Below are 20,430 nucleotides of genomic sequence, written 5' to 3'. Positions count from 1 at the left end.
ACCATTTTACCACTTTTTATAGGAGAAAGGTAGTGGAAATCAACATTTTACCAAGTAAGTTACTCTTATAACAATAAAAGAATCACAAATGTGATCCTTCTTCTCTTGTATTTCGCTTTAATGAAAAGTAGTCTGGTACTGGATCTTTACCCGTTTCAGACCAAGGATGGCAACGTAATATCCTAGCCAAGCCCATCAAAACTCCCTTGAATCCATGTTTTTCAATTGCCTGAATCATATAGTTTGAACAACTAGGCTCAAATCTGCAAGACGGTGGAAAGGCTGGCGAGATAAAGCGTTGGTAAAAGCGCACTGGCGCAATTAAGATTTTTTTCATTATTTATTATTTGTTACAGCCATGGTGTGTAGTTGGCTGATTTCTTTTTTATTGAGACGGCGTGATTCTCCTGGACGAAGTCCTGTCAAGTCTAGATGACCAAAACGAGTTCGAGAAAGTTTATCTACTTGGAGACCAACCGCTTCAAACATTTTTTTGACCTGGTGATTGCGTCCTTCATGGATGGTCAACTGAACAACTGAGCGGTTTTTAACTGGATCTACTTTAAGAATCTCATAAACAGCTGGTTTGGTTTTCTTACCATCAATCTCAACCCCTCGAGTCAAGGGACGGAGATTTTCTTTGTTGGCAATCCCTTTCACACGCGCAACATAGACCTTATCAATCTCATTACGAGGGTGAATCATCTCATCTGTAAAGTCCCCATCATTGGTCAAAATCAAAACTCCAGACGTATCCCAGTCCAAACGCCCTACCGGATAAATCCGTTCTTTGACATTGGGCAAAAGGTCGACAACAGTCTTACGACCCTTGTCATCTGTCACACTGGAAATCACTCCGCGTGGTTTATTGAGCAGATAGTAGACCTTTTCTTCGTTATAGATTGGTTGTCCTTCAACTTCAACCTTGTCGCCTGACTTGATGGTAGTTGCTAGTTCACGAACCACTTGGCCGTTAACCGTCACCAATCCTTGCTTGATCAACTCTTCTGCTTTTCTCCTACTGGCCACACCTGCGTGGGCAATATATTTATTGATTCTCATCTTCTTCTATCCTTTCACCAAACAATTGGCTTTCTTGTGCTTGAATATCAAGCTCATCTATCACTGGCAATTCTTCCAAATGATTAATACCCATGTAATCCAGGAAATAATCCGTCGTTACATAGAGATTAGGGCGTCCAAGAACCTCTTTTTTCCCGTCTTCTTTTATCAAGTCAAAGGCTTGCAACTTAGCTAGCGCTCCACTTGAATTAACCCCCCGAATAGCATCAATCTCGATCCGTGTGATGGGTTGCTTGTAGGCAATGATGGACAGGGTTTCAAGGGCAGCCCGAGACAGGCTCTGATTAATGGGTGCCTTAGAGTATTCTTTCAAAATGGCTGCAAATTGAGGCTTGGTTACCAATCTGTAGGCACCACCTGTCTCAATCAAGTCTAAACTGGAATCCTGGTCTTTTTCATACTTTTGGGCTAATTTTTCTAGACTCTGCTGAATCCCAGTCGGTGGCAAAGAAAGGAGCTCAGCCAACTGGCGAATCCTAATCCCCTCTTCACCCGCTACAAACAAGAGCGCTTCTATTTCTGCTAAAGTACTCATATTTCCCCTCTATCAAGATCGACTCTGCTCTACTTGATTTTCCTCATTCTTTTTCAGGAGATAGATATCTCCAAAGCTCTCTTTTTGAATTAAGAGAATTTCTTGGGTTTTAATCAACTCCAAGGTTGCTAAAAAGAGTGTGATGACCTCTTGTAAATCCTTGGTTTCTTTAAACAAATCTTGCAAGCATAATTGCTCACCTTCAACCAAGGCTTCTCGGACGATAACCATCATATCCTCAATCTTATACTCATCTCGCAAGATCGTTGTGTGACTTTGCGAGAATTCTTCCTTTTTCTTGGCAAGCAAGTTTGAAAAGGCTAAGAAAAGATCAATCGTCGTCTTATCATGCACAAGTTCAGCATCCTCATAAATCAGCTCTGTAGGTGCTTTTGAGTAATACTGAGCTCGTTCTTGATGCTTCACTTCCAACTGCTCTCCCAAAAGTTTAAACTTACGGTATTCTTCGATTTGAGAAAGGAGGTCCTGCTCTAAGTCATCCTCTAAATCCGTCACTTCTGCAACCTTCGGCAAGAGCTTGCGACTCTTAATCAGCATAAGTTGGCTAGCCATCACCATGTATTCGCCTGCAACTTCTAAACGCATGGCTTGTAAGGTCGAGATGTAGGCTAGATATTGCTCGATAACCTCTGTGATCGGCACATCATAGATATCCATCTGGTACTTTGAAACCAAGTGTAGGAGCAAGTCCAAAGGCCCTTCAAAATCTTTTAATTTAATATCCATTATCTATATTTTTCCAAGGTCATGACTGTCTTTAATCCTAATTTTTTAGCAATTTCGTACAAGTCAACCTTTTCTTCGATTTGTCTTAATATAAACTGTTCTCTCAATCCTTGGGCAGATAAGTCTGAAAAGCCTTTTTCCTTTAGAAAGGCTTCTAACTGACGAAAGGCCCACTGACGGGAGTATGGCTTCCCAGCTTTTTCAAAGAGGTAGTTCTGCCCCATCAAAGGTTCTAACTCCGCAAGCAGGTTTGTGGGAAGGCTCAAGATTCTTTGTTGAGAAGCTTTATTGACTCTCAACACTTGAAAATCTAGGTTCACATCACTTGTTTTTAAAGCTAGAATTTCACTTGGTAAGAGGCCCAATTCAACTATCAGTAAGGCCAACAAGCGTCCCTCTGGATAGGAACTTTCTTGCCAGAAAAAACTGAGGTCTAAAAGTTCTGAGTGAACTTGCTTTTTCTCAGCCTGTTTAGGCAATTCTAAACGATAAAAGGTGTCAATTTTCCCCTTCTGGTATAAAAAGTAAAGAAATTGATTGCAAGCAGAAACCTTACGCTTTTGGGCACTGATTTTAAACTGAGATAGTTGAGCTTGGTAGATTTTTAAACTTGTCTCAGAGATTCGTTCTCCCACAAAATCTAAAAACTGCTCCAAGTCATACTTATAGGATTGCTTAGAATTTACAGACAAACCTTGTTTTTCTTCTAAAAATGCTGAAATTCCTTCTCTCATTTGCTTCGAATCTCATATTCCTTACTAAAATCATGCAAGAGAGCATTGACAGCCTTAAGGATAGACTTCCGCGTGATAATGCCTTGGAAGATACCATCCTTGTCAACGACTGGTAGGAAAGACTCATCCACTAACTTATGTAAAACATCCGTCAGTGTATAGTCTGGACTGACAACTGCTACGTCCTTCTTGGTCATATGTACGATATCCGTATCTGCCATAGCTTCCTGACTCAAGCCCTGCTCCATCTGGTAAGCCAGAATATCTCTAAGTCCAATGGTTCCGACAAATTCTTTCTCATCAGTAACTACTGGCACTCTGGTATAGGTCATCTGGCTAAGGAGGAGAATTGCATGATCTGCATTGTGGGTATCAATGAGTACAGCCAAATTTTCAGCAGGAGTCAAAAAGGTTTCCTCTTGCTCCAGTAAAAACTGTTCAAACTCTTTGGCAATCATCGAGCGAACTCCTTAGATAAGCCTGGATAGACCTCATGGTTCCGTGTCAAAAAGTCCACTTTAAAGTAGCTATCATCAATCTCCACACGGGCATAGAGACATTCTCTGATAGTTCCACGTGGTTGACTAATAGAACCAGGATTTAAAAAGAGGGTCTTCCCTTCCATCCAAGCATTTGGAACATGCAAGTGCCCATAAAGACAGATATCTGCATCTTCCTCTTGAGCCCAAAAATCAAGCTTTTGGAAATTGAAGTTAATATCAAACAAATGTCCATGAGTCTGGATAATCTTGGTAGGACCCAGTTGAGTCACCAAACGTTCTGGATAGTCTGAATAAAAGTCCATGTTTCCTCTGACTACCTGGATTCCTTCCCAGAGTGGTGAATCTGGTCGAAGTTCCGAGTCACCATCGTGAAAAATGGCATCAACTTTCCCCAGATAGCGGTCACGGATTTCTTCTACAATTAAGCTATCGCCATGGGAATCGCTCATTACAATGATGGTTTGCTTTGCCATGATGGAAATACCTCCAAAAGTTTCTTAACGGCTAAGGCACGGTGAGATTGACTATTTTTTTCTTCAAGGGTTAATTCAGCTGAGGACTTGCCTGTCTCTCCCACAAGGAAGAGAGGGTCATAGCCGAAGCCATTTTCACCCTTAGGTTCAAAGTTAATGTAGCCAGGCCAGTCTGCTTCAACAACCAAACTTTCCTTGTTTGGACTGGCTACGACTAGGGTTGTATGGAATTGAGCCGAGCGGTCCTTGAGTTCAAAGACCATGGCCAATTCGTGCAAGAGTTTGGCATTATTTTCACGGTCAGTAGCTCCCATTCCTGCGAAACGAGCTGACCAGACACCTGGCAAGCCACCAAGGACATCGACTTTGAGACCTGAGTCATCTGCCAGAACCATCTTGCCCGTTAATTTGGAAATAGTTTCTGCCTTAAGGCGAGCATTTTCTTCAAAGGTCATACCTGTTTCGGCTACTTCAGGTAGGTCTGGATAATCATTTAGATTTTCTACGTCATAGCCCAGTTTGTCAAAGATAGCACGAAATTCCTTGGTTTTCCCCTCGTTACGAGTTGCAATCAACAAGGTTTCTCTGACTTTATTTGTCTCGAAAAAGTCCTGAACATTCACTCCTTCTTTAGGCAATTCTACATGAAGAAGTTGTCCATTTTCAACTAAAAGTAGGGCACCCTGACGTTGGATGACTTCCAAGTTTCGGTCCGCTTCTTGGTTGAGAATATCTACCACAAAGGAGAGTAGTCGATAGACTGAACCATATCGTAAAACAGTGACTGAAAGTGGAAATCCTCGCTCCTCATCTCGAAAGATTTTAGCCAAATCAAATAGCGGAAAATCTAACTCATCATCCGTCAAAGTCCGAATGCCACCAAAAACACTGTAGGATCCAACATACCAGTCTTGGTCATCCTTGTATTCATAAATTTTGTTTGTCATAATGTTACATGCTCCACATGAATCTCTTTTTCCAGCCACTTTGCTCCTATCTGGGCAAAACTTTGGCTATTTGCAGTTGTATAAAAACGGTGTTTAAGGGGCGCCGCATCTCGGCTACGGTTAATCTCAAAGTAATTGAGTAAGACTGAGATATCGCGCACACACTCAGCGCCACTATCGATCAGCTGAACCTTAGGCCCCATGACATTTTGGATGATAGGTCTGAGGAGTGGATAATGAGTACAGCCTAAAATCAAGCTATCCACTTTTCCGACTAAGGGACGCAAAGTTTCATAGACAACTTTCTTGGTCACACTGGTCGATAGAGCACCTGACTCGACCAAGGGAGCAAACTTAGGGCAGGCCAAGCTTTCCACTTGTAAATCTGGGTCTAGATCATGAATCTTTTGTCGATAAATATCTGATTTTACCGTCATCGGGGTTCCAATCACACCGATCTTCCCACCTTGACTCGCTTTGATGGCTGCTGATGCACCAGGCAAAATCACACCCAATACCGGAATATCCAACTTGGCTTTAATCTCTTCCCAGACGACTGCCGTTGCTGTATTACAAGCAATAACAATCATCTTAACATCCTTGGTCAAAAGAAAGTTGACCAGTTGCCAAGTATATTCACGAATCTGCTCAGCAGGACGGGGACCATAAGGAGCCCGTGCCGAATCTCCAATATAGACGATTTCTTCATGGGGAAGCTGGCGCATGAGTTCACGTACAACGGTCAAGCCTCCAACGCCCGAATCCAAAAAACCAATCGGTCGATTATCCATACAGTCTTCTTTCTAGTATTTTTTTCTGATTGATAGTTCATTATTATTCATTTCTTCCTGAAATTGCTGACAGACTGGGTAGCTCCCCACTGTCTCCCTCTTAATCATAATCAATTATCAATAGAATGCAAGGAAAAAGTCTTGTCCTTAAATATAAGTCAAATATAGTGAGAAGTCTGGAACTTTCATCCCAGACTTTTCCTATTTATTTCTTTTTATTGTTAGCAAAGGCTGCTTTTTGTTGGCGAATGATTTGGTGGTACACTTGTTGTACCTTAGCTTCGCTTGGCTTTTGACCATTTGCACTCAACAGAGTACGAACTGCTTCTGCGTTCAAACGTGGGTTATCCGCAAATTCTTTTTCGATTTGCTTACGTACCAAGTACATTCCTCCAAGAGCTCCCCCTAGAAAAGCTAAAACAATCAAGACAATTGCCAAAATAAGATCCATAATATTTCTCCTGTTTCTTTTTGAGTCTTCTATATTATACCATAAAGTCCCCCGCCTGACTAGTTTGATTTACGCTTACATCCACTGTGATTTCCTAAGTAATTAGCAGATACTTCATACTTAGTAAAACTTAGTAAAATAAGCCCATTTTCCTTGAAAGCCCTTGCAATAATTCCATTTATTTGTTATATTAAGATTATCCGAAAAAATCACATATATTTCTGAAGACTTATTTTTTTAAAAGAGAATGTATGCGCTTACAGATTTAAGGAAGGAGAATTTTGTGGATAAGAGATATTGGGAAAAATCCTGTAAGTATAGCATCCGCAAGCTAAGTGTCGGAGCTGCCTCTGTTTTACTTGGAGCTGTGTTTTTAGCAGCACAGGGTGTGGCTGCTGATGGTGTCGAGATTACGGAAAGTGAGGCAACAATTACTGAAACCTCTGCTAAACCGGATACGAAAGTAGAAGAAGTTGTTGCTTCTAACACAGAGACTCAACCTATAGCTGAATCAGCTGAAAAGCAAACAAACCCAGGGACAGAACTACCTCAAACTAGTAGTCAGTCAGAGACAAGTGCTACTACCGCCCCTGCTGACAATAAGGAGAGCGAGAAGCCAGAACTTCCTGTGAACAAGCAAGAACATTACGAATTACATTACAACCAACCAACTGCTCCTTCCTATGATGGATGGGAAAAACAAGCCCTCCCAGTCGGAAATGGGGAAATGGGTGCCAAGGTTTTCGGACTCATCGGTGAAGAAAGAATCCAGTACAACGAAAAAACACTTTGGTCTGGAGGCCCACAGCCAGATAGTCAAGATTACAACGGAGGAAACTACAAGGACCGCTACAAAGTCTTAGCCGAAATCCGTAAGGCCTTAGAAGACGGCGACCGTCAAAAAGCCAAACAACTAGCAGAGAGAAATTTGGTTGGGCCAAACAATGCCCAATACGGTCGCTACCTAGCCTTCGGTGATATCTTCATGGTCTTTAATAACCAAAAGAAGGGCTTGGAAAATGTTACTGACTATCATCGTGGCTTAGATATTTCTGAAGCTATCACAACTACCTCCTATACCCAAGATGGGACAAGTTTCAAACGAGAAACCTTCTCTAGTTACCCAGATGACGTCACTGTTACCCATTTGACTAAAAAGGGAGATAAGACGCTTGATTTTACCCTTTGGAACAGCTTGACCGAAGATTTGATTGCTAATGGAGATTATTCTTGGGAGAATTCTAAATACAAACAAGGGACTGTTAGCGTTGATTCTAATGGTATTTTACTCAAGGGAACTGTCAAAGACAACGGTCTGAAATTTGCCTCTTATCTTGGTATCAAGACAGATGGACAAGTCACTGCTCAAGATGGTTATTTGACTGTTACAGGAGCAAGTTATGCAACACTGCTACTCAGCGCCAAGACTAATTTTGCTCAAAATCCGAAAACCAACTACCGCAAGGATATTGATGTAGAAAAAACTGTCAAATCTATCGTCGAAACTGCCAAAGCCAAAGACTATGAGACTCTGAAAAATGACCACATCAAGGATTACCAGAGTCTTTTCAATCGTGTTCAATTAAACCTAGGTGGTAGCAAGTCTAATCAAACTACAAAAGAAGCTCTCCAAACCTATAATCCAACAAAAGGGCAAAAACTAGAAGAACTCTTCTTCCAATACGGACGTTACCTACTGATCAGTTCTTCTCGTAACCGGACAGATGCCCTCCCTGCCAACTTGCAAGGGGTCTGGAATGCTGTAGATAATCCACCTTGGAACTCAGACTACCACCTCAATGTCAACCTACAAATGAACTATTGGCCTGCCTACATGAGTAATCTCGCAGAAACAGCTAAGCCAATGATCAATTACATTGATGATATGCGCTACTATGGCCGTATCGCTGCTAAGGAATACGCTGGTATCGAATCCAAAGAAGGCCAAGAAAACGGTTGGCTGGTTCATACTCAGGCAACACCATTTGGCTGGACAACTCCTGGTTGGAATTATTATTGGGGCTGGTCTCCTGCTGCCAATGCTTGGATGATGCAGAACGTCTATGACTACTACAAATTCACCAAGGACGAGACCTATCTCAAAGAAAAGATTTATCCAATGCTCAAGGAAACAGCCAAGTTCTGGAATTCCTTCTTGCACTACGACAAGGCTAGTGACCGCTGGGTTTCTTCTCCATCCTACTCACCAGAACATGGAACCATCACAATTGGGAATACCTTCGACCAGTCTCTAGTTTGGCAGTTATTCCACGACTACATGGAAGTGGCTAACCATCTGAAAGTGGATCAAGACCTTGTAACAGAAGTTAAGGCTAAATTTGACAAGTTAAAACCACTTCATATCAACCAAGATGGTCGTATCAAGGAGTGGTTTGAGGAAGACAGCCCTCAATTCACCAACGAAGGTATTGAAAATCACCACCGTCACGTTTCTCATCTGGTCGGACTCTTCCCTGGTACCCTATTTAGCAAGGATCAACCTGAGTACCTTGAGGCTGCGCGTGCTAGCTTGAATCACCGTGGAGATGGTGGTACTGGATGGTCTAAGGCTAATAAAATCAACCTCTGGGCTCGTCTTCTAGATGGAAATCGTGCCCACCGTTTGTTGGCTGAACAGCTCAGATCTTCAACCCTAGAAAACCTCTGGGATACGCACGCACCTTTCCAAATTGATGGTAACTTTGGCGCAACCAGCGGTATGGCAGAAATGCTCCTTCAGTCTCACACAGGTTATATCGCACCATTACCAGCCCTTCCAGATGCTTGGAAAGACGGGCAAGTTTCTGGTCTTGTAGCACGTGGCAACTTTGAAGTCAGCATGAAATGGCAAGAAAAGAATCTTGAATCCCTCACCTTCCTTTCAAATGTTGGTGGAGATTTGGTTGTAGACTATCCAAATATTGAAGCAACTTTGATTAAGATTAATGGTAAGGAAGTCCAAGCTACCCGTATCAAAGATAACCGTATTCAGCTTGCTACTCAAAAAGGCGACGTCATTACCTTTGAAAACTTCCCTGGACGTGTGACTCGTTTGACAGCTGTTCGAAAAGATGCCATGACGGCTGAACTTGACTTTAACCCAGTCAAAGGAGCAAGTCATTATGTCATCCGACGAGAAAGCAAGGATGAAAACAGTCAAACTCCTAGCGTTCGTGAGTTTATCACCAACCAAACTCACTTTATCGATCGCTCAATTGATTCTAGCCATGCCTATACCTATACTGTTAAGGCTATGATGGGCGAACGTTCAACACCAGTTTCAGATGCTGCTTCTATTGATGCCTTTAGTGAGTTGGTAGATGACCGTGACAAACGCATCCAGTACGGCTCTGCCTTTGGAAATTGGTCTGACACAGAACTATTTGGTGGAACAGAGAAATACGCTGATATCTCAAATGGAAATTATTCTGATAAAGATGCGACTGCAACCATTCCATTCAATGGACCTGGTATTGAAATCTACGGACTCAAGTCATCTCAATTGGGACTTGCTGACGTTAAAATCGATGGCAAGTCTGTTGGAGAACTTGACTTCTATACAGCAGGAGCAACTGAAAAAGGGGTATTGATAGGACGCTACACAAATCTATCCTCAGGTCCTCATTTGATGACCATCACTGTTAAGCGCGAGCACAAAGGACGTGCCAATGAGCGTGCAAAAATTTCTCTCGATTACTTCAAAGTCTTCCCAGGACAAGGAGCAACTGTTGAGAAAATCGACGACCGTGACCCTCGTATCCAGTATGGTTCCATGTTTAAGGATTGGAGCGATGCAGAACTCTATGCTTCTACAGAAAAATACGCTGACATCAACGCTGATGATAGCCTCGCTTCTGAAGCCACTGCAACCATTCCATTCTCTGGAACAGGTATCCGAATCTATGGATTAAAAACAGCATCACTAGGCAAGGCACTTGTCACACTGGATGGAAAAGAGATGCCAGCTCTTGATTTCTACACTCCGGGAGCGACTGAAAAAGGTGCATTAATTGGCGAATTTACCAATCTAGCAGATGGCGATCACGTTCTTACTTTGAAAGTAGATCCGAATTCTCCCCAAGGACGAAAGAAAGTTTCTCTTGATTCCTTTGATATCTTAAAAGCTCCGTCCGTGTCACTCGATAGTCCAAGCCTTGAAGCCGTTAAGAAAGAAGACAAGACTGTTACTCTAACCTTACCAGCTGGTAATTGGGATGCTATCGCTGTGACCTTCCCTGGCATCAAAGATCCTCTCCTACTCAGAAAAGTCGATGAGGACCATCTTGTCACATCGGGCGAACAAACAGTATTAGCCATTAAGGACAACAAGGTTCAACTAGATATTCCTGAGGCTACAGATCGTAAAGCTGGCAATTCGATAGAAGCTTATGCCATCCAAGGTGCAACAACTACTAGTCCTGTTGTAGCTGTTTTTCCTAAGGACGAAACTGCTCCAGTTGAAGAAAAAATCCTTACAAGCAAAGGGGATGAGCCTGCTCCAGTTGTAACCATTCCTGAGTACACAGATCCTATCGGTACTGCAGGTGATCAGGAAGCGCCTTCTGTGGTTATCCCTGAATACACTGAGCCTATCGGTACTGCAGGTGATCAGGAAGCGCCTTCTGCGGTTATCCCTGAATACACTGAGCCTATCGGTACTGCAGGTGACCAGGAAGCGCCTTCTGTGGTTATCCCTGAATACACCGAGCCTATCGGTACTGCGGGAGACCAGGAAGCGCCTTCTGTGGTTATCCCTGAATACACTGAGCCTATCGGTACTGCAGGTGATCAGGAAGCGCCTTCTGTGGTTATCCCTGAATACACTGAACCTATCGGGACTGCAGGAGACCAAGAAGCACCTTCTGTGGTTATCCCTGAATACACTGAGCCTATTGGAACAGCGGGAGACCAAGAAGCGCCTTCTGTGGAAATACCTGAGTACACTGAGCCTATCGGCACAGCGGGAGATCAAGAAGCGCCTTCTGTGGTTATCCCTGAATACACTGAGCCTATCGGGACTGCAGGAGACCAAGAAGCACCAAGCATCACACTTCCTGAGTTTAAACTCAAAGTAATGAAAGATAAGACCACAAGAGCTCAAGTTATTAGTGGAACAACTGAACTCGAAGGATCAAGTTATCTTGACAGTCAAAAAGTTGAAAACAAAGAACTCTTAGGTAAAATATACGATGCTTATGCTCTTCAACTCAAGGATAAAGATGGCAAACCAATTCAACCAAAAGGTGCTGTACTCGTTCGTTTACCAGTTTTAGGTGCTGTCCAAGAAGTCTATCAGTTGACTCCGACAAAAGACTTAAAATCACAAGAGTTCACCATCCGAGATGGGTATCTTGAGTTTATCACTCTTGACCTGAACACCTATGCTATTGTTTACAAGACAGAAGGATCAACTATTAAACCTATCCCAGCTCATATGGAAGAAAGAAACCTAGAAACTACAAAACCATTGGTTGAAAGTAATGATGTCAATGACAAAGCCTCTACGAAGGAAAAACAACTTCCAGCTACTGGTGAACAGACTAGTCCTCTCCTCTTTATGGCAAGCCTCAGCCTAGCCCTCTCGGCTGCCTTCTTACTAAAAGGTAAGAAAGATTAAAAATTGTCCCCCAAAGGAATAAAAATTTATTCCTAGATAAAAAAGGATGGAAAATCATTCCATCCTTTTTCTGTTTTAACCTTATCAATAAAGTCACTGACAATCAAACACCTAGAAATCAAGCCCCAGAATAATCCATTCATCAACATAATCCCAAAAAGGTATCGGATATTCTGGCAACTCATCCTTTGACCAAAACACACCTCCTTCATCTATTGGTTTAGACAAGTCCAAAACGAGATACTTTCCCATACCATTGTTAAAAAAATTGTAATAACAGGAAATATCATCTGTTAACTGCTCCTCAAATTCCCAATCATAATCTGCTATTGGTTCAATCATATCTAAATCGTCTAATCCCATACTTTTACTCGTATAATCATTAAAACCTGCATGAATGTGTGTATAGAAATCACGGATACTTCCGTCAAGTTTTAGTTTTGACTGATTAAAGTGGTCTGTAAACTCTTGGTCCGAAATCGGCATTTTACCCTCATAAAATACTAGACTCTTGCTCTGATAAGTTCTAATGGAATAAAGCAAGGAATAGGTAGGTCCAATTTTGATAAGGTCTATAGCCTCCAGAAACTCTTCTAGATAAGAGATCGTATTGCTGAGTTCTTCAGCTAGATATTTTTTCCATTCTCCTAGGATGATTTGTTTTCTTTTAGAAAAATCTGATGTTTGAAACGCATCCCGCCAATATTGTGGAATAGGATGATTGGACAGATTTTCAAAATTAGATAAAATCTCGACCATCTCTCCAGATGGCACATATTTCTTTAAAAATTTAATTTTTCATTCATAAACTATCTCTATTCATTTCTGTAAAATCCCCTTGATGCCACTTTTCTTCAACTCTTAAGTCCTAGATAGATATAGTTTCGGGTCACAGGACAATCTTTTTCATCCTCACCCTAAAATAAAACCGATGTTCTCCAAATTCTTAATCCTTGCTTTTTAACTCAAGATCAAATTAGCTACAATAGGACTGACAAATACATAGAGAACACCTGTAACACCGATAGCTAATCCTCCCATAGCACCTGCAACTGGTCCATAGCGAAAGGCCGTTCCAGTTCCAACAGCGTGTCCTGTTCCACCCAGGGACAAACCAACCGCTACTGGATCGTCTATTTTTAGCCATTTTAGAAGTGTTGGTCCGATTACACTAGTCAAAATCCCCGTCGCTACGACAACTACTAAAGTCACAGTTGTCAAGCCCTGCAACTTTTCTGTAATCCCTACTGCCATAGCAGTCGTTACTGACTTAGGAAAGAGGGAAATAGCTAGGAAAAAGTCCATACCAAATATTTTGGCCACAAGGGCTGTGAAAGAGGTATTGACCACTACCGCCAGCAGACTACCAAAGAGAATACTGCGAGCATGATGCTTCATCAAGTGGAAACTCTTATAGAGGGGAATTCCTAAAGCCACTGTTGAAGGAACAATCAAGTTGTTAAGATAAACCCCACCTTGGTAGTAATCTTGGTAGGAAATGCCAGTCACCTTTAGAAAGATGATAATAAAAATAGCTGACAGCAACAAGGGAGTCGTTAAGGGATGAGGATAGCGTCTGAAAATCATCATTCCCCCGAGATAGGCTAAGATTGACAAGGCAATCCCAAATAGGGGATTGGATACAAATTCGCTCATTTAGCACCTCTTTCTTCGTAGTCACCTTCATAGCGTTTTTTGATAAATTGAACCACAAGCGCAATCAAGATGATATTGATTACTGCCGCAAAAAAGACAATCAAGACAATAGGTAGGAGATAGGGAGCAATCACATCAAACTTTTCCATAATTCCAACCGCAGGAGGTAGAAAGAGGATGGTCATGTTGGCCAGCAAAAAGTTCCCCACCATATTGACATGGCGGATACGCAGCCACTTGAACTGCAAGGCTAGAAAAAGAATAATCAAGCCGATAATACTGCCTGGAATGGGCAAATGAAAGAAACTGGAGATTCCTTCACCGATTAAAGAAATCACAAAGAGAATCATTAACTGAACATATAACTTCATTGTAAACTCCACAAATAGACTTTCTGCATACCAGTTTACTCTTTTTTCAGAAAATTTCAAGGAAATATATAAGAAACATCCTTCTTGCTATCCAAGCCAAAAAGGTGTATACTAATTGCGTGCGCAAGCATCATAGATGCACTAGTATGATTACACTATTATAGAGGGAAAGGAGATGGACATGACTTACTTAGAAAAATGGTTTGACTTCAACCGTAGGCAAGTAGAGCTAGAAGCTATTTTAGAAGAGACCATCGCTGAGCAAAGTGAACAAACCTTGACACTCAAGGAATTTTACCTCTTGCACTTTCTAAATCAGGCTGAAGGCAAATCCCTACGACAAATCGACTTGCCAGACAAACTCCACCTGAGTCCTAGTGCTGTTTCACGGATGGTGGCTCGCTTAGAAGCAAAAAACTGCGGTTTACTTAGTCGGAGATGCTGCGACCAGGACAAGCGAGCTAGTTTTATCTGCCTGACAAGCGAAGGACAGACTACCTTGGCTTATTTACAAACAGCTGTTGAAGAAAGCTTAGCAACAAAATCAAACTGGTTGGCCTAACATATTTTTTTGAAAAAACTTGCGTGCGCAATCATTTTTCTTGACATTCCTTTTTTCAAGGAGTAAAATGAAAACATGATTTAGCAAAGGAGAATCCTATGATTGAAATCACCTATCTTGATGCCAGCAAACAAAAGAGAACCGTAACATTCGAGTCATACGAAGAATTTGAACGTTCTCAACATGCCTGCCTGATTGGTGTCGCAGACTACTACCCTGTCCAAAAAGTAACCTACAAGGGGCATGATTTGGACTACCATGGGACTTACGGAGATGTTTTCTTCTATCTCATGAAACAAGATTTAAGCCAATATAATTAAAAGGAGAAATACTATGGCAAAAGCAATTACAGATGCAACATTTGAACAAGAAACTAAAGACGGATTGGTCTTGGTAGACTTCTGGGCAACTTGGTGTGGTCCATGTCGTATGCAAGGTCCAATCTTGGATAAATTGTCTGAAGAACTTTCAGAAGATGTTTTGAAAATCGTTAAAATGGACGTTGATGAAAATCCAAATACAGCTCGTGCTTTTGGAATCATGTCTATCCCAACTCTTCTCTTCAAAAAAGACGGCCAAGTGGTAAAACAAGTTGCTGGTGTTCATACAGCAGAACAAATCAAGGCCATCGTTGCTGAATTGAGCTAATCATACTAGAGACCAAGTACTTGCTTTGGTCTCTTTTTTCTTGTCCTTTGCCATTTTTCAAAAAATATGCTAGACTGTAGGTAGAATATTACGATGTTTGGGACATGCCATCGCTAAAAAAAACCTCTACTTGGTATTTTTTAGCTCCCTCATGGGAGCTTTTTGCGTGCTCTGAACATTTCCCATTTTGGAAGGAGTACTATGAAACGTCAATCAGCCTTGGTCGTCTTTAGTGGCGGTCAAGATTCCACAACCTGCCTCTTTTGGGCTAAAGAACACTATGAAACAGTCGAAGCTGTCACCTTTGCCTATGGTCAACGCCATCATCTCGAAATTCAAGTTGCCCAAGAAATCGCTAAGGAACAAGGCATTCGTCATCACATCTTAGATATGTCTCTGCTGGGGCAAATCACTGAAAATGCCCTGACCTCTGATATGGAGATTGAGCAAAAAGAGGGAGAGGTTCCCAATACCTTCGTTGATGGTCGCAACCACCTCTTTCTATCCTTTGCGGCAGTTCTTGCCAAGCAACGTGGCATTAAAGACATCGTGACAGGTGTCTGTGAGACAGATTTCTCTGGCTACCCTGATTGTCGAGATGTCTTTGTCAAATCCCTTAATGTGACGCTCAACCTTGCCATGGATTACGACTTCGTTATCCAAACACCTCTCATGTGGCTGGACAAGGCTGAAACTTGGGAATTAGCTGACCAACTCGGTGCCTTTGGCTATGTTCGCGAAAAGACCTTGACCTGCTACAATGGAATTATCGGCAGTGGCTGTGGGGATTGTCCAGCCTGCCACCTACGTCAACATGGGTTAGATGTTTATCTCTCACAGAAAGGAGAGGCCTAATGTTTTTTGCACCCAAAGAAATCAAACAGGAAACAGGGGAATCTCTTGTCTACAATCCTCACAGAACCTTAGTATCAAAAGAATTTACCTTTGATGCCGCCCACCACCTCTTTCACTATGAGGGAAAATGCAAATCTCTGCATGGTCACACTTATCATCTGCAGATTGCTGTCAGTGGATTTTTAGATGAACGTGGTATGACCTACGATTTTGGAGACATCAAAGCGATCTACAAGGACTACTTAGAACCCCACTTGGATCATCGCTATCTCAATGAAACTCTTCCCTATATGAACACGACTGCTGAAAATATGGTTTACTGGATTTTCCAAACTATGAACCAAGAGTTGCCAGACGAACGTGGTCTCCGTTTGGAATACGTTCGCCTCTATGAGACTCCGACTGCCTTTGCGGAATTTAGACGGGAGTGGTTAGATGACTAGGGAACGTGTCCTCAAACTACCAGTTCTGGAAATTTTTGGCCCAACCTTTCAAGGTGAAGGTCGTGCTATTGGGCAGAAAACCATGTTTGTCCGCACTGCAGGTTGCGACTACCACTGCGACTGGTGCGATTCTGCCTTTACTTGGGATGGTTCTGAAAAACCAACTCGCATGACAGCTGATGAGGTCATTGCTGAATTAGATAAATTGGGGAGCTACGACTACGTTACCTTGTCTGGCGGAAATCCTGCTATCCTAGCAGCTAACATGGCTGAACTGGTCACCAAGCTCAAGGAACGCGGTGTCACTCTAGCTGTTGAAACTCAAGGCTCCCGCTGGCAAAATTGGTTGAAAGATATCGACCAGGTCACTCTCAGTCCCAAACCTCCTTCATCCAAGATGGAAGTCAACTTTGAGACCTTGGACTTCATTGTTTCCCAACTGGATCCAAACAAGGTCACCTTTAAAATCCCTGTCTTTGACGATGCAGATTTGACCTTTGCTAAAGGGATACAAGAACGCTACCAACCAGATGTCCTCTTCTTATCGGCTGGAAATCCTGAACCCAAGGCTACAGGAAATATTGTCCAAGACCAACTGGACCGCCTCAAAGAACTCTGGGAACGCGTTGCTACTGACGATAGCTGGGGCAATGTCCGCGTCCTTCCTCAACTCCATACCCTCCTATACGATAACCAACGTGGTGTTTAAGATTAGAAAGAAAAAATCATGTCACAACAAGAAGAAATGAAAAACCTAAGCCTACTGGGCAATAAAGAAACCAACTACATTTTCGACTATCAACCAGAAGTCCTGGAATCCTTTGACAATCGTCATGTGGAAAATGACTATTTCATCAAATTCAACTGCCCTGAATTTACCTCACTGTGCCCAATCACTGCGCAGCCAGACTTTGCAACGATTTATATTTCCTACATTCCTGACAAGCTCTGTGTCGAGTCAAAATCCCTTAAACTCTACCTCTTTAGTTACCGAAATCATGGGGATTTTCACGAAAACTGTATCAATACCATCGGGAAAGACTTGGTCAACTTGCTAGACCCTCGCTATTTAGAGGTTTGGGGGAAATTTACACCTCGCGGTGGTATTTCAATCGACCCCTACTACAACTACGGTAGACCTGGAACTAAGTATGAAGGATTGGCAGAACAGCGCCTCTTCCAACACGACCTTTATCCAGAGAAAATTGACAACCGCTAAACTCATACTCAATGAAAATCAAAGAGCAAACTAGGAAGCTAGCCGTAGGTTTCTCAAAGCACTGTTTTGAGGTTGCAGATGGAAGTTGACGTAGTTTGAAGAGATTTTCGAAGAGTATCATACGAAAAAGCCCTGTTCCTCATCATGAGGAGCAAGGCTTTTTGAGTTTCAATTATTCTTCAGTTCCAAGGAAGTTTTTAGCAACAAGAGCTGCAAGAACTCCACCAACGATTGGTGCAAGGATGAAAATCCAAACTTGTTGAAGGGCTGCGCCACCTACCAAGACAGCTGGAGCCAAGCTACGAGCTGGGTTTACTGAAAGTCCAGTGATGTTCAAGCCAGCTAGAATCAAAGCTGTCAATGACAAACCAATGACCAAACCAGCGATTGCGCCATTCCCTTTGCTTGCTGATGTTACAGTCATGATCACCAAAACAAACAAGAATGTTGCGATTGTTTCAAACAAGAAACCACCAAAGACAGTTACTCCGTTTGCCAAGGCATTTTCACCAAGACTTGCAGTTGACATACCTGAATTTGCCAAGAGGAAGAGTACATATCCAGATGCAAGGAAAGCACCGACTACTTGACCAAGAATGTAGTTTACAAGCTCTGAAGATGACAAACGTTTGTTAACAAACATAGCGATAGAAACAGCTGGATTCAAGTGAGCACCTGAAACAGTTCCGATTGAGAAAGCTGCGACTACGATTGCCAAACCAAAGGCAAGAGCAATCCCAAGGTGTCCAAGACCTTCAACACCATTTCCAAAAACAACAGCTCCTGTTCCGATGAACACAAGCATAAAAGTACCGATTAATTCAGCAACAAATTTTTTCATATTAAGTCTCCTTTTTTCAAACTATGTATTAGTCTATCAGAAGAAGGAAAGGGTTTCAAGAAATGTGCTTGGAAACATTGTGTAAGTTTTCACATTTGATAATCAAAATCTAATATTGGAAAGATTGAATAGCTTCTTTCAAGTCATCTTGTAAACTATTTCTCTGGTCAAGTTGAACATAGACTTCTAAGAGACAGGATCTGAAATTGGAAAATTTATAAAAATCTTCCCTCTCTTCTATCGGAAAATCAAGTGACTTTATCCAAGAAGCCAGTGTCGCTTGCTCCACCTTGCCTTGCAAAATAGGTTCGTAAAGGACTCTGGCCAAGCGCCAGTCCTCGTCATCAATAAACCGAATCGAAACTCTTTTAAATAGTTGGCCAAGTATGTCAAATACTTCATGAACTCTATTTTTAGAAAAGTCTGGATGACAAACAACTTCAGTTAAAAGATCAGCCCCATGAGCAAAAGCATGCACCCAACCATACTGACTTGAAAAACCTGTCGTATCCTCTTCTTTTTCAAGGTAATGCAAACCTTGATCGAGCATCGTATTTCTGATATCAGTTTTAAGCACTTGATAATAAAGAGAGTGTTGGTTGCCATCGGCAGATAAGAGATTGGCATAAATAAGGGCCCTAAAAGAACGTTCAAGCGTTGAAGCTCCTAGCTTATAGAGCTCTTTATCTAGTCCACCATCAGAGACAATCACAGCAGCAATCAACTGAAATTGCTCCTTTGTAAACAACTCTTCTTGAATCCCCCTAGCCAGACTAGTAAAAACCAATTCATCGCGAATCTCTGGACTAGTATCCCCTAAGTGCTCAAGCAACCACAGGATTTCTTCTTGACGATAGCTCGGTTTTTCTTCTGCTATTTTTCTAAGTAACTTTTGATACATGGTCAATACCTCTACATTTCTAGCAACTTGATATAATCTAGACCCCATTTCTCGACAGCATCTAAAACAACTTTGAATTCCTGCCCCATTTCGGTTAAGCTGTACTCAACTCGTGGGGGAACTTCCTCATAGACCTTTCGTTGAACAATCTTATCCTTTTCTAATTGACGGAGATGACGTGTCAAAATAGTTTGAGTAATCCCAGGCAATAATCTCTGCAATTCTTTAAATCGTTTAGTACCCGTACTCAACTGATAAATGATTACCAGTGCCCATTTCCCTGTTAAAACCCTCTGCGTTGTCGCAAATGGACAAATACCATACTCACTCACTTTATTTGTCATAAAATATCTTCTTTCTATTTTTTTTAAAAAATTTATCTTTTAGTATCAATAAAAGTACTACTTTTGATACTAGCTATCAAAAAAGTGTCTACTTGTTTTTTTGTTTGTAACTGTTACAATTATATCATAAAAAAGAAATGGAGAATATATATGTCAACAAACTTAGAAATTTTCAATACTTATAACCAAGCTTTAATTGCTGGGGACTTTCCTGGTGTCTTTGAAACGATGGCAGACGATATTGTCTGGAATCAACCTGGTACTCATAGTATATCTGGTACAGTTGTTGGTAAGGACCAACTAGGACCTCACCTAGCTACATTTGCTGAGAAAACTAATGGAACCTTTAAGGTGATAACAAATTGGGTTTCTGATAATAAGGATTTTGTCGCAGCTAATGTTACTTTTCTTGGAACACGGGCTGATGGTACTGAACTCAATATGAACGGAATTGACCTCTTCCGTATTGAAGACGGAAAAATCAAAGAAGTTTGGCTCTTCTCTTCAGATCAAGCTAAAGAAGATAGCTTTTGGGGATAATTAAAGAGGTCGGGACAAAAAATTTTGATTTTAGGAATTCTTTATTATATAGCCGATTGAACTTAGAATAGTACACTACAGATTCTAAAACATTTTTAGAAATTGATTTGATTTTCCTAATCTCTTTGTTCATGTCTTATTTCAATCAACTATAAATTTTTTAAAGCAA

General features: G+C 41.6%; 25 protein-coding genes. 9 read left to right on the top strand and 16 right to left on the bottom strand.

What is annotated here, in order from left to right:
• Positions 1-82: 82 nt before the first annotated feature.
• The 10 genes from yidD to GEZ89_RS02775 form a co-directional block, all read right to left on the bottom strand.
• Positions 83-337 (bottom strand): membrane protein insertion efficiency factor YidD, encoded by a 255-nt coding sequence (gene yidD, locus GEZ89_RS02820; protein WP_000721871.1) that lies wholly within the window; start codon positions 335-337, stop codon positions 83-85.
• Positions 337-1,062, bottom strand: a complete 726-nt coding sequence (locus tag GEZ89_RS02815; RefSeq protein WP_016466836.1) for a pseudouridine synthase — start codon at positions 1,060-1,062, stop codon at positions 337-339. Before GEZ89_RS02815 ends, yidD begins: the two co-directional genes overlap by 1 nt.
• Positions 1,049-1,618 (bottom strand): SMC-Scp complex subunit ScpB, encoded by a 570-nt coding sequence (scpB, locus tag GEZ89_RS02810; RefSeq protein WP_153224883.1) that lies wholly within the window; start codon positions 1,616-1,618, stop codon positions 1,049-1,051. Before scpB ends, GEZ89_RS02815 begins: the two co-directional genes overlap by 14 nt.
• 12 nt (positions 1,619-1,630) lie before the next feature.
• On the bottom strand, positions 1,631-2,365 hold the full coding sequence (locus GEZ89_RS02805; RefSeq protein ID WP_153224881.1) for a segregation/condensation protein A: 735 nt from the start codon (positions 2,363-2,365) through the stop codon (positions 1,631-1,633).
• Positions 2,365-3,099, bottom strand: coding sequence for a site-specific tyrosine recombinase XerD (gene xerD, locus GEZ89_RS02800; RefSeq protein ID WP_153224880.1), 735 nt, complete (start codon positions 3,097-3,099; stop codon positions 2,365-2,367). Before xerD ends, GEZ89_RS02805 begins: the two co-directional genes overlap by 1 nt.
• Positions 3,096-3,557, bottom strand: coding sequence for a cyclic-di-AMP-binding protein CbpB (cbpB, locus tag GEZ89_RS02795; RefSeq protein WP_153224879.1), 462 nt, complete (start codon positions 3,555-3,557; stop codon positions 3,096-3,098). The genes xerD and cbpB overlap by 4 nt, the downstream gene beginning before the upstream one ends.
• Positions 3,554-4,075, bottom strand: coding sequence for a metallophosphoesterase (locus GEZ89_RS02790; protein ID WP_004251713.1), 522 nt, complete (start codon positions 4,073-4,075; stop codon positions 3,554-3,556). Before GEZ89_RS02790 ends, cbpB begins: the two co-directional genes overlap by 4 nt.
• The gene (locus GEZ89_RS02785) at positions 4,051-5,022 is read right to left on the bottom strand and encodes a nucleoside-triphosphate diphosphatase (RefSeq protein ID WP_153224878.1); all 972 of its coding nucleotides are present in this window, start codon (positions 5,020-5,022) and stop codon (positions 4,051-4,053) included. Before GEZ89_RS02785 ends, GEZ89_RS02790 begins: the two co-directional genes overlap by 25 nt.
• Positions 5,019-5,813: a glutamate racemase gene (racE, locus tag GEZ89_RS02780; RefSeq protein WP_153224877.1), complete on the bottom strand. Its 795-nt coding sequence runs from the start codon at positions 5,811-5,813 to the stop codon at positions 5,019-5,021. The genes GEZ89_RS02785 and racE overlap by 4 nt, the downstream gene beginning before the upstream one ends.
• Positions 5,814-6,018: 205 nt before the next feature.
• Positions 6,019-6,264, bottom strand: coding sequence for a YneF family protein (locus GEZ89_RS02775; protein WP_153224876.1), 246 nt, complete (start codon positions 6,262-6,264; stop codon positions 6,019-6,021).
• A gap of 283 nt (positions 6,265-6,547) precedes the next feature.
• Between GEZ89_RS02775 and GEZ89_RS02770 the strand changes: the two genes are divergently transcribed.
• Complete coding sequence (locus tag GEZ89_RS02770) at positions 6,548-11,881, top strand: SIALI-17 repeat-containing surface protein (protein WP_322741473.1); 5,334 nt, start codon at positions 6,548-6,550, stop codon at positions 11,879-11,881.
• Between the two features lie 111 nt (positions 11,882-11,992).
• On the opposite strand, the gene GEZ89_RS02765 is transcribed toward GEZ89_RS02770, so the two are convergent.
• The 3 genes from GEZ89_RS02765 to GEZ89_RS02755 all read right to left on the bottom strand — a co-directional run bounded on the left by GEZ89_RS02765 (position 11,993) and on the right by GEZ89_RS02755 (position 13,908).
• On the bottom strand, positions 11,993-12,640 hold the full coding sequence (locus GEZ89_RS02765) for a hypothetical protein (protein WP_153224874.1): 648 nt from the start codon (positions 12,638-12,640) through the stop codon (positions 11,993-11,995).
• A gap of 201 nt (positions 12,641-12,841) precedes the next feature.
• Positions 12,842-13,537, bottom strand: a complete 696-nt coding sequence (locus GEZ89_RS02760) for an LrgB family protein (protein ID WP_153224873.1) — start codon at positions 13,535-13,537, stop codon at positions 12,842-12,844.
• A complete protein-coding gene (locus tag GEZ89_RS02755; protein WP_000781321.1) occupies positions 13,534-13,908 on the bottom strand; it encodes a CidA/LrgA family protein in 375 nt (124 codons plus the stop codon). Before GEZ89_RS02755 ends, GEZ89_RS02760 begins: the two co-directional genes overlap by 4 nt.
• Before the next feature lie 181 nt (positions 13,909-14,089).
• Here GEZ89_RS02755 and GEZ89_RS02750 point away from each other — a divergent pair, with 181 nt between their 5' ends.
• The 7 genes from GEZ89_RS02750 to queF all read left to right on the top strand — a co-directional run bounded on the left by GEZ89_RS02750 (position 14,090) and on the right by queF (position 17,635).
• A complete protein-coding gene (locus tag GEZ89_RS02750; protein ID WP_045762814.1) occupies positions 14,090-14,470 on the top strand; it encodes a MarR family winged helix-turn-helix transcriptional regulator in 381 nt (126 codons plus the stop codon).
• Between the two features lie 98 nt (positions 14,471-14,568).
• Positions 14,569-14,790: a DUF4649 family protein gene (locus GEZ89_RS02745; protein WP_153224872.1), complete on the top strand. Its 222-nt coding sequence runs from the start codon at positions 14,569-14,571 to the stop codon at positions 14,788-14,790.
• A 13-nt stretch (positions 14,791-14,803) separates the two neighbouring features.
• Positions 14,804-15,118 (top strand): thioredoxin, encoded by a 315-nt coding sequence (gene trxA / locus GEZ89_RS02740; protein ID WP_001029581.1) that lies wholly within the window; start codon positions 14,804-14,806, stop codon positions 15,116-15,118.
• Between the two features lie 201 nt (positions 15,119-15,319).
• The gene (queC, locus tag GEZ89_RS02735) at positions 15,320-15,973 is read left to right on the top strand and encodes a 7-cyano-7-deazaguanine synthase QueC (RefSeq protein WP_153224871.1); all 654 of its coding nucleotides are present in this window, start codon (positions 15,320-15,322) and stop codon (positions 15,971-15,973) included.
• Positions 15,973-16,416, top strand: a complete 444-nt coding sequence (queD, locus tag GEZ89_RS02730) for a 6-carboxytetrahydropterin synthase QueD (protein ID WP_125415378.1) — start codon at positions 15,973-15,975, stop codon at positions 16,414-16,416. Before queC ends, queD begins: the two co-directional genes overlap by 1 nt.
• Positions 16,409-17,125, top strand: coding sequence for a 7-carboxy-7-deazaguanine synthase QueE (gene queE, locus GEZ89_RS09535; protein ID WP_075231901.1), 717 nt, complete (start codon positions 16,409-16,411; stop codon positions 17,123-17,125). Before queD ends, queE begins: the two co-directional genes overlap by 8 nt.
• Before the next feature lie 18 nt (positions 17,126-17,143).
• Positions 17,144-17,635 (top strand): preQ(1) synthase, encoded by a 492-nt coding sequence (gene queF / locus GEZ89_RS09530; RefSeq protein WP_000082582.1) that lies wholly within the window; start codon positions 17,144-17,146, stop codon positions 17,633-17,635.
• Positions 17,636-17,807: 172 nt separating this feature from the next.
• Here the strand turns inward: queF and GEZ89_RS02720 are convergent, their stop codons facing one another.
• The 3 genes from GEZ89_RS02720 to GEZ89_RS02710 all read right to left on the bottom strand — a co-directional run bounded on the left by GEZ89_RS02720 (position 17,808) and on the right by GEZ89_RS02710 (position 19,721).
• Positions 17,808-18,476: an MIP/aquaporin family protein gene (locus GEZ89_RS02720; protein ID WP_153224870.1), complete on the bottom strand. Its 669-nt coding sequence runs from the start codon at positions 18,474-18,476 to the stop codon at positions 17,808-17,810.
• A gap of 109 nt (positions 18,477-18,585) precedes the next feature.
• Positions 18,586-19,377, bottom strand: a complete 792-nt coding sequence (locus GEZ89_RS02715; protein ID WP_153224869.1) for a DUF2785 domain-containing protein — start codon at positions 19,375-19,377, stop codon at positions 18,586-18,588.
• Between the two features lie 11 nt (positions 19,378-19,388).
• A complete protein-coding gene (locus tag GEZ89_RS02710; protein WP_153224868.1) occupies positions 19,389-19,721 on the bottom strand; it encodes a winged helix-turn-helix transcriptional regulator in 333 nt (110 codons plus the stop codon).
• Between the two features lie 150 nt (positions 19,722-19,871).
• On the opposite strand from GEZ89_RS02710, the gene GEZ89_RS02705 reads away from it, so the two are divergent.
• Positions 19,872-20,261: a nuclear transport factor 2 family protein gene (locus GEZ89_RS02705; RefSeq protein WP_049548518.1), complete on the top strand. Its 390-nt coding sequence runs from the start codon at positions 19,872-19,874 to the stop codon at positions 20,259-20,261.
• Positions 20,262-20,430 lie beyond the last annotated feature (169 nt).

This window comes from Streptococcus mitis (assembly GCF_009496285.1).
GTDB classification, from domain to species: domain Bacteria; phylum Bacillota; class Bacilli; order Lactobacillales; family Streptococcaceae; genus Streptococcus; species Streptococcus mitis_BP.
Note: the sequence above shows the minus strand (reverse complement) of the source record. Positions and strands in the feature narration are given on the sequence as shown.

Excerpts from the sequence above, each read along its gene's own strand:
- yidD (WP_000721871.1), bottom strand. The coding sequence starts at position 337 with ATGAAAAAAATCTTAATTGCGCCAGTGCGCTTTTACCAACGCTTTATC.
- GEZ89_RS02815 (WP_016466836.1), bottom strand. The coding sequence starts at position 1,062 with ATGAGAATCAATAAATATATTGCCCACGCAGGTGTGGCCAGTAGGAGA.
- scpB (WP_153224883.1), bottom strand. The coding sequence starts at position 1,618 with ATGAGTACTTTAGCAGAAATAGAAGCGCTCTTGTTTGTAGCGGGTGAA.
- GEZ89_RS02805 (WP_153224881.1), bottom strand. The coding sequence starts at position 2,365 with ATGGATATTAAATTAAAAGATTTTGAAGGGCCTTTGGACTTGCTCCTA.
- xerD (WP_153224880.1), bottom strand. The coding sequence starts at position 3,099 with ATGAGAGAAGGAATTTCAGCATTTTTAGAAGAAAAACAAGGTTTGTCT.
- cbpB (WP_153224879.1), bottom strand. The coding sequence starts at position 3,557 with ATGATTGCCAAAGAGTTTGAACAGTTTTTACTGGAGCAAGAGGAAACC.
- GEZ89_RS02790 (WP_004251713.1), bottom strand. The coding sequence starts at position 4,075 with ATGGCAAAGCAAACCATCATTGTAATGAGCGATTCCCATGGCGATAGC.
- GEZ89_RS02785 (WP_153224878.1), bottom strand. The coding sequence starts at position 5,022 with ATGACAAACAAAATTTATGAATACAAGGATGACCAAGACTGGTATGTT.
- racE (WP_153224877.1), bottom strand. The coding sequence starts at position 5,813 with ATGGATAATCGACCGATTGGTTTTTTGGATTCGGGCGTTGGAGGCTTG.
- GEZ89_RS02775 (WP_153224876.1), bottom strand. The coding sequence starts at position 6,264 with ATGGATCTTATTTTGGCAATTGTCTTGATTGTTTTAGCTTTTCTAGGG.
- GEZ89_RS02765 (WP_153224874.1), bottom strand. The coding sequence starts at position 12,640 with ATGGTCGAGATTTTATCTAATTTTGAAAATCTGTCCAATCATCCTATT.
- GEZ89_RS02760 (WP_153224873.1), bottom strand. The coding sequence starts at position 13,537 with ATGAGCGAATTTGTATCCAATCCCCTATTTGGGATTGCCTTGTCAATC.
- GEZ89_RS02755 (WP_000781321.1), bottom strand. The coding sequence starts at position 13,908 with ATGAAGTTATATGTTCAGTTAATGATTCTCTTTGTGATTTCTTTAATC.
- GEZ89_RS02750 (WP_045762814.1), top strand. The coding sequence starts at position 14,090 with ATGACTTACTTAGAAAAATGGTTTGACTTCAACCGTAGGCAAGTAGAG.
- GEZ89_RS02745 (WP_153224872.1), top strand. The coding sequence starts at position 14,569 with ATGATTGAAATCACCTATCTTGATGCCAGCAAACAAAAGAGAACCGTA.
- trxA (WP_001029581.1), top strand. The coding sequence starts at position 14,804 with ATGGCAAAAGCAATTACAGATGCAACATTTGAACAAGAAACTAAAGAC.
- queC (WP_153224871.1), top strand. The coding sequence starts at position 15,320 with ATGAAACGTCAATCAGCCTTGGTCGTCTTTAGTGGCGGTCAAGATTCC.
- queD (WP_125415378.1), top strand. The coding sequence starts at position 15,973 with ATGTTTTTTGCACCCAAAGAAATCAAACAGGAAACAGGGGAATCTCTT.
- queE (WP_075231901.1), top strand. The coding sequence starts at position 16,409 with ATGACTAGGGAACGTGTCCTCAAACTACCAGTTCTGGAAATTTTTGGC.
- queF (WP_000082582.1), top strand. The coding sequence starts at position 17,144 with ATGTCACAACAAGAAGAAATGAAAAACCTAAGCCTACTGGGCAATAAA.
- GEZ89_RS02720 (WP_153224870.1), bottom strand. The coding sequence starts at position 18,476 with ATGAAAAAATTTGTTGCTGAATTAATCGGTACTTTTATGCTTGTGTTC.
- GEZ89_RS02715 (WP_153224869.1), bottom strand. The coding sequence starts at position 19,377 with ATGTATCAAAAGTTACTTAGAAAAATAGCAGAAGAAAAACCGAGCTAT.
- GEZ89_RS02710 (WP_153224868.1), bottom strand. The coding sequence starts at position 19,721 with ATGACAAATAAAGTGAGTGAGTATGGTATTTGTCCATTTGCGACAACG.
- GEZ89_RS02705 (WP_049548518.1), top strand. The coding sequence starts at position 19,872 with ATGTCAACAAACTTAGAAATTTTCAATACTTATAACCAAGCTTTAATT.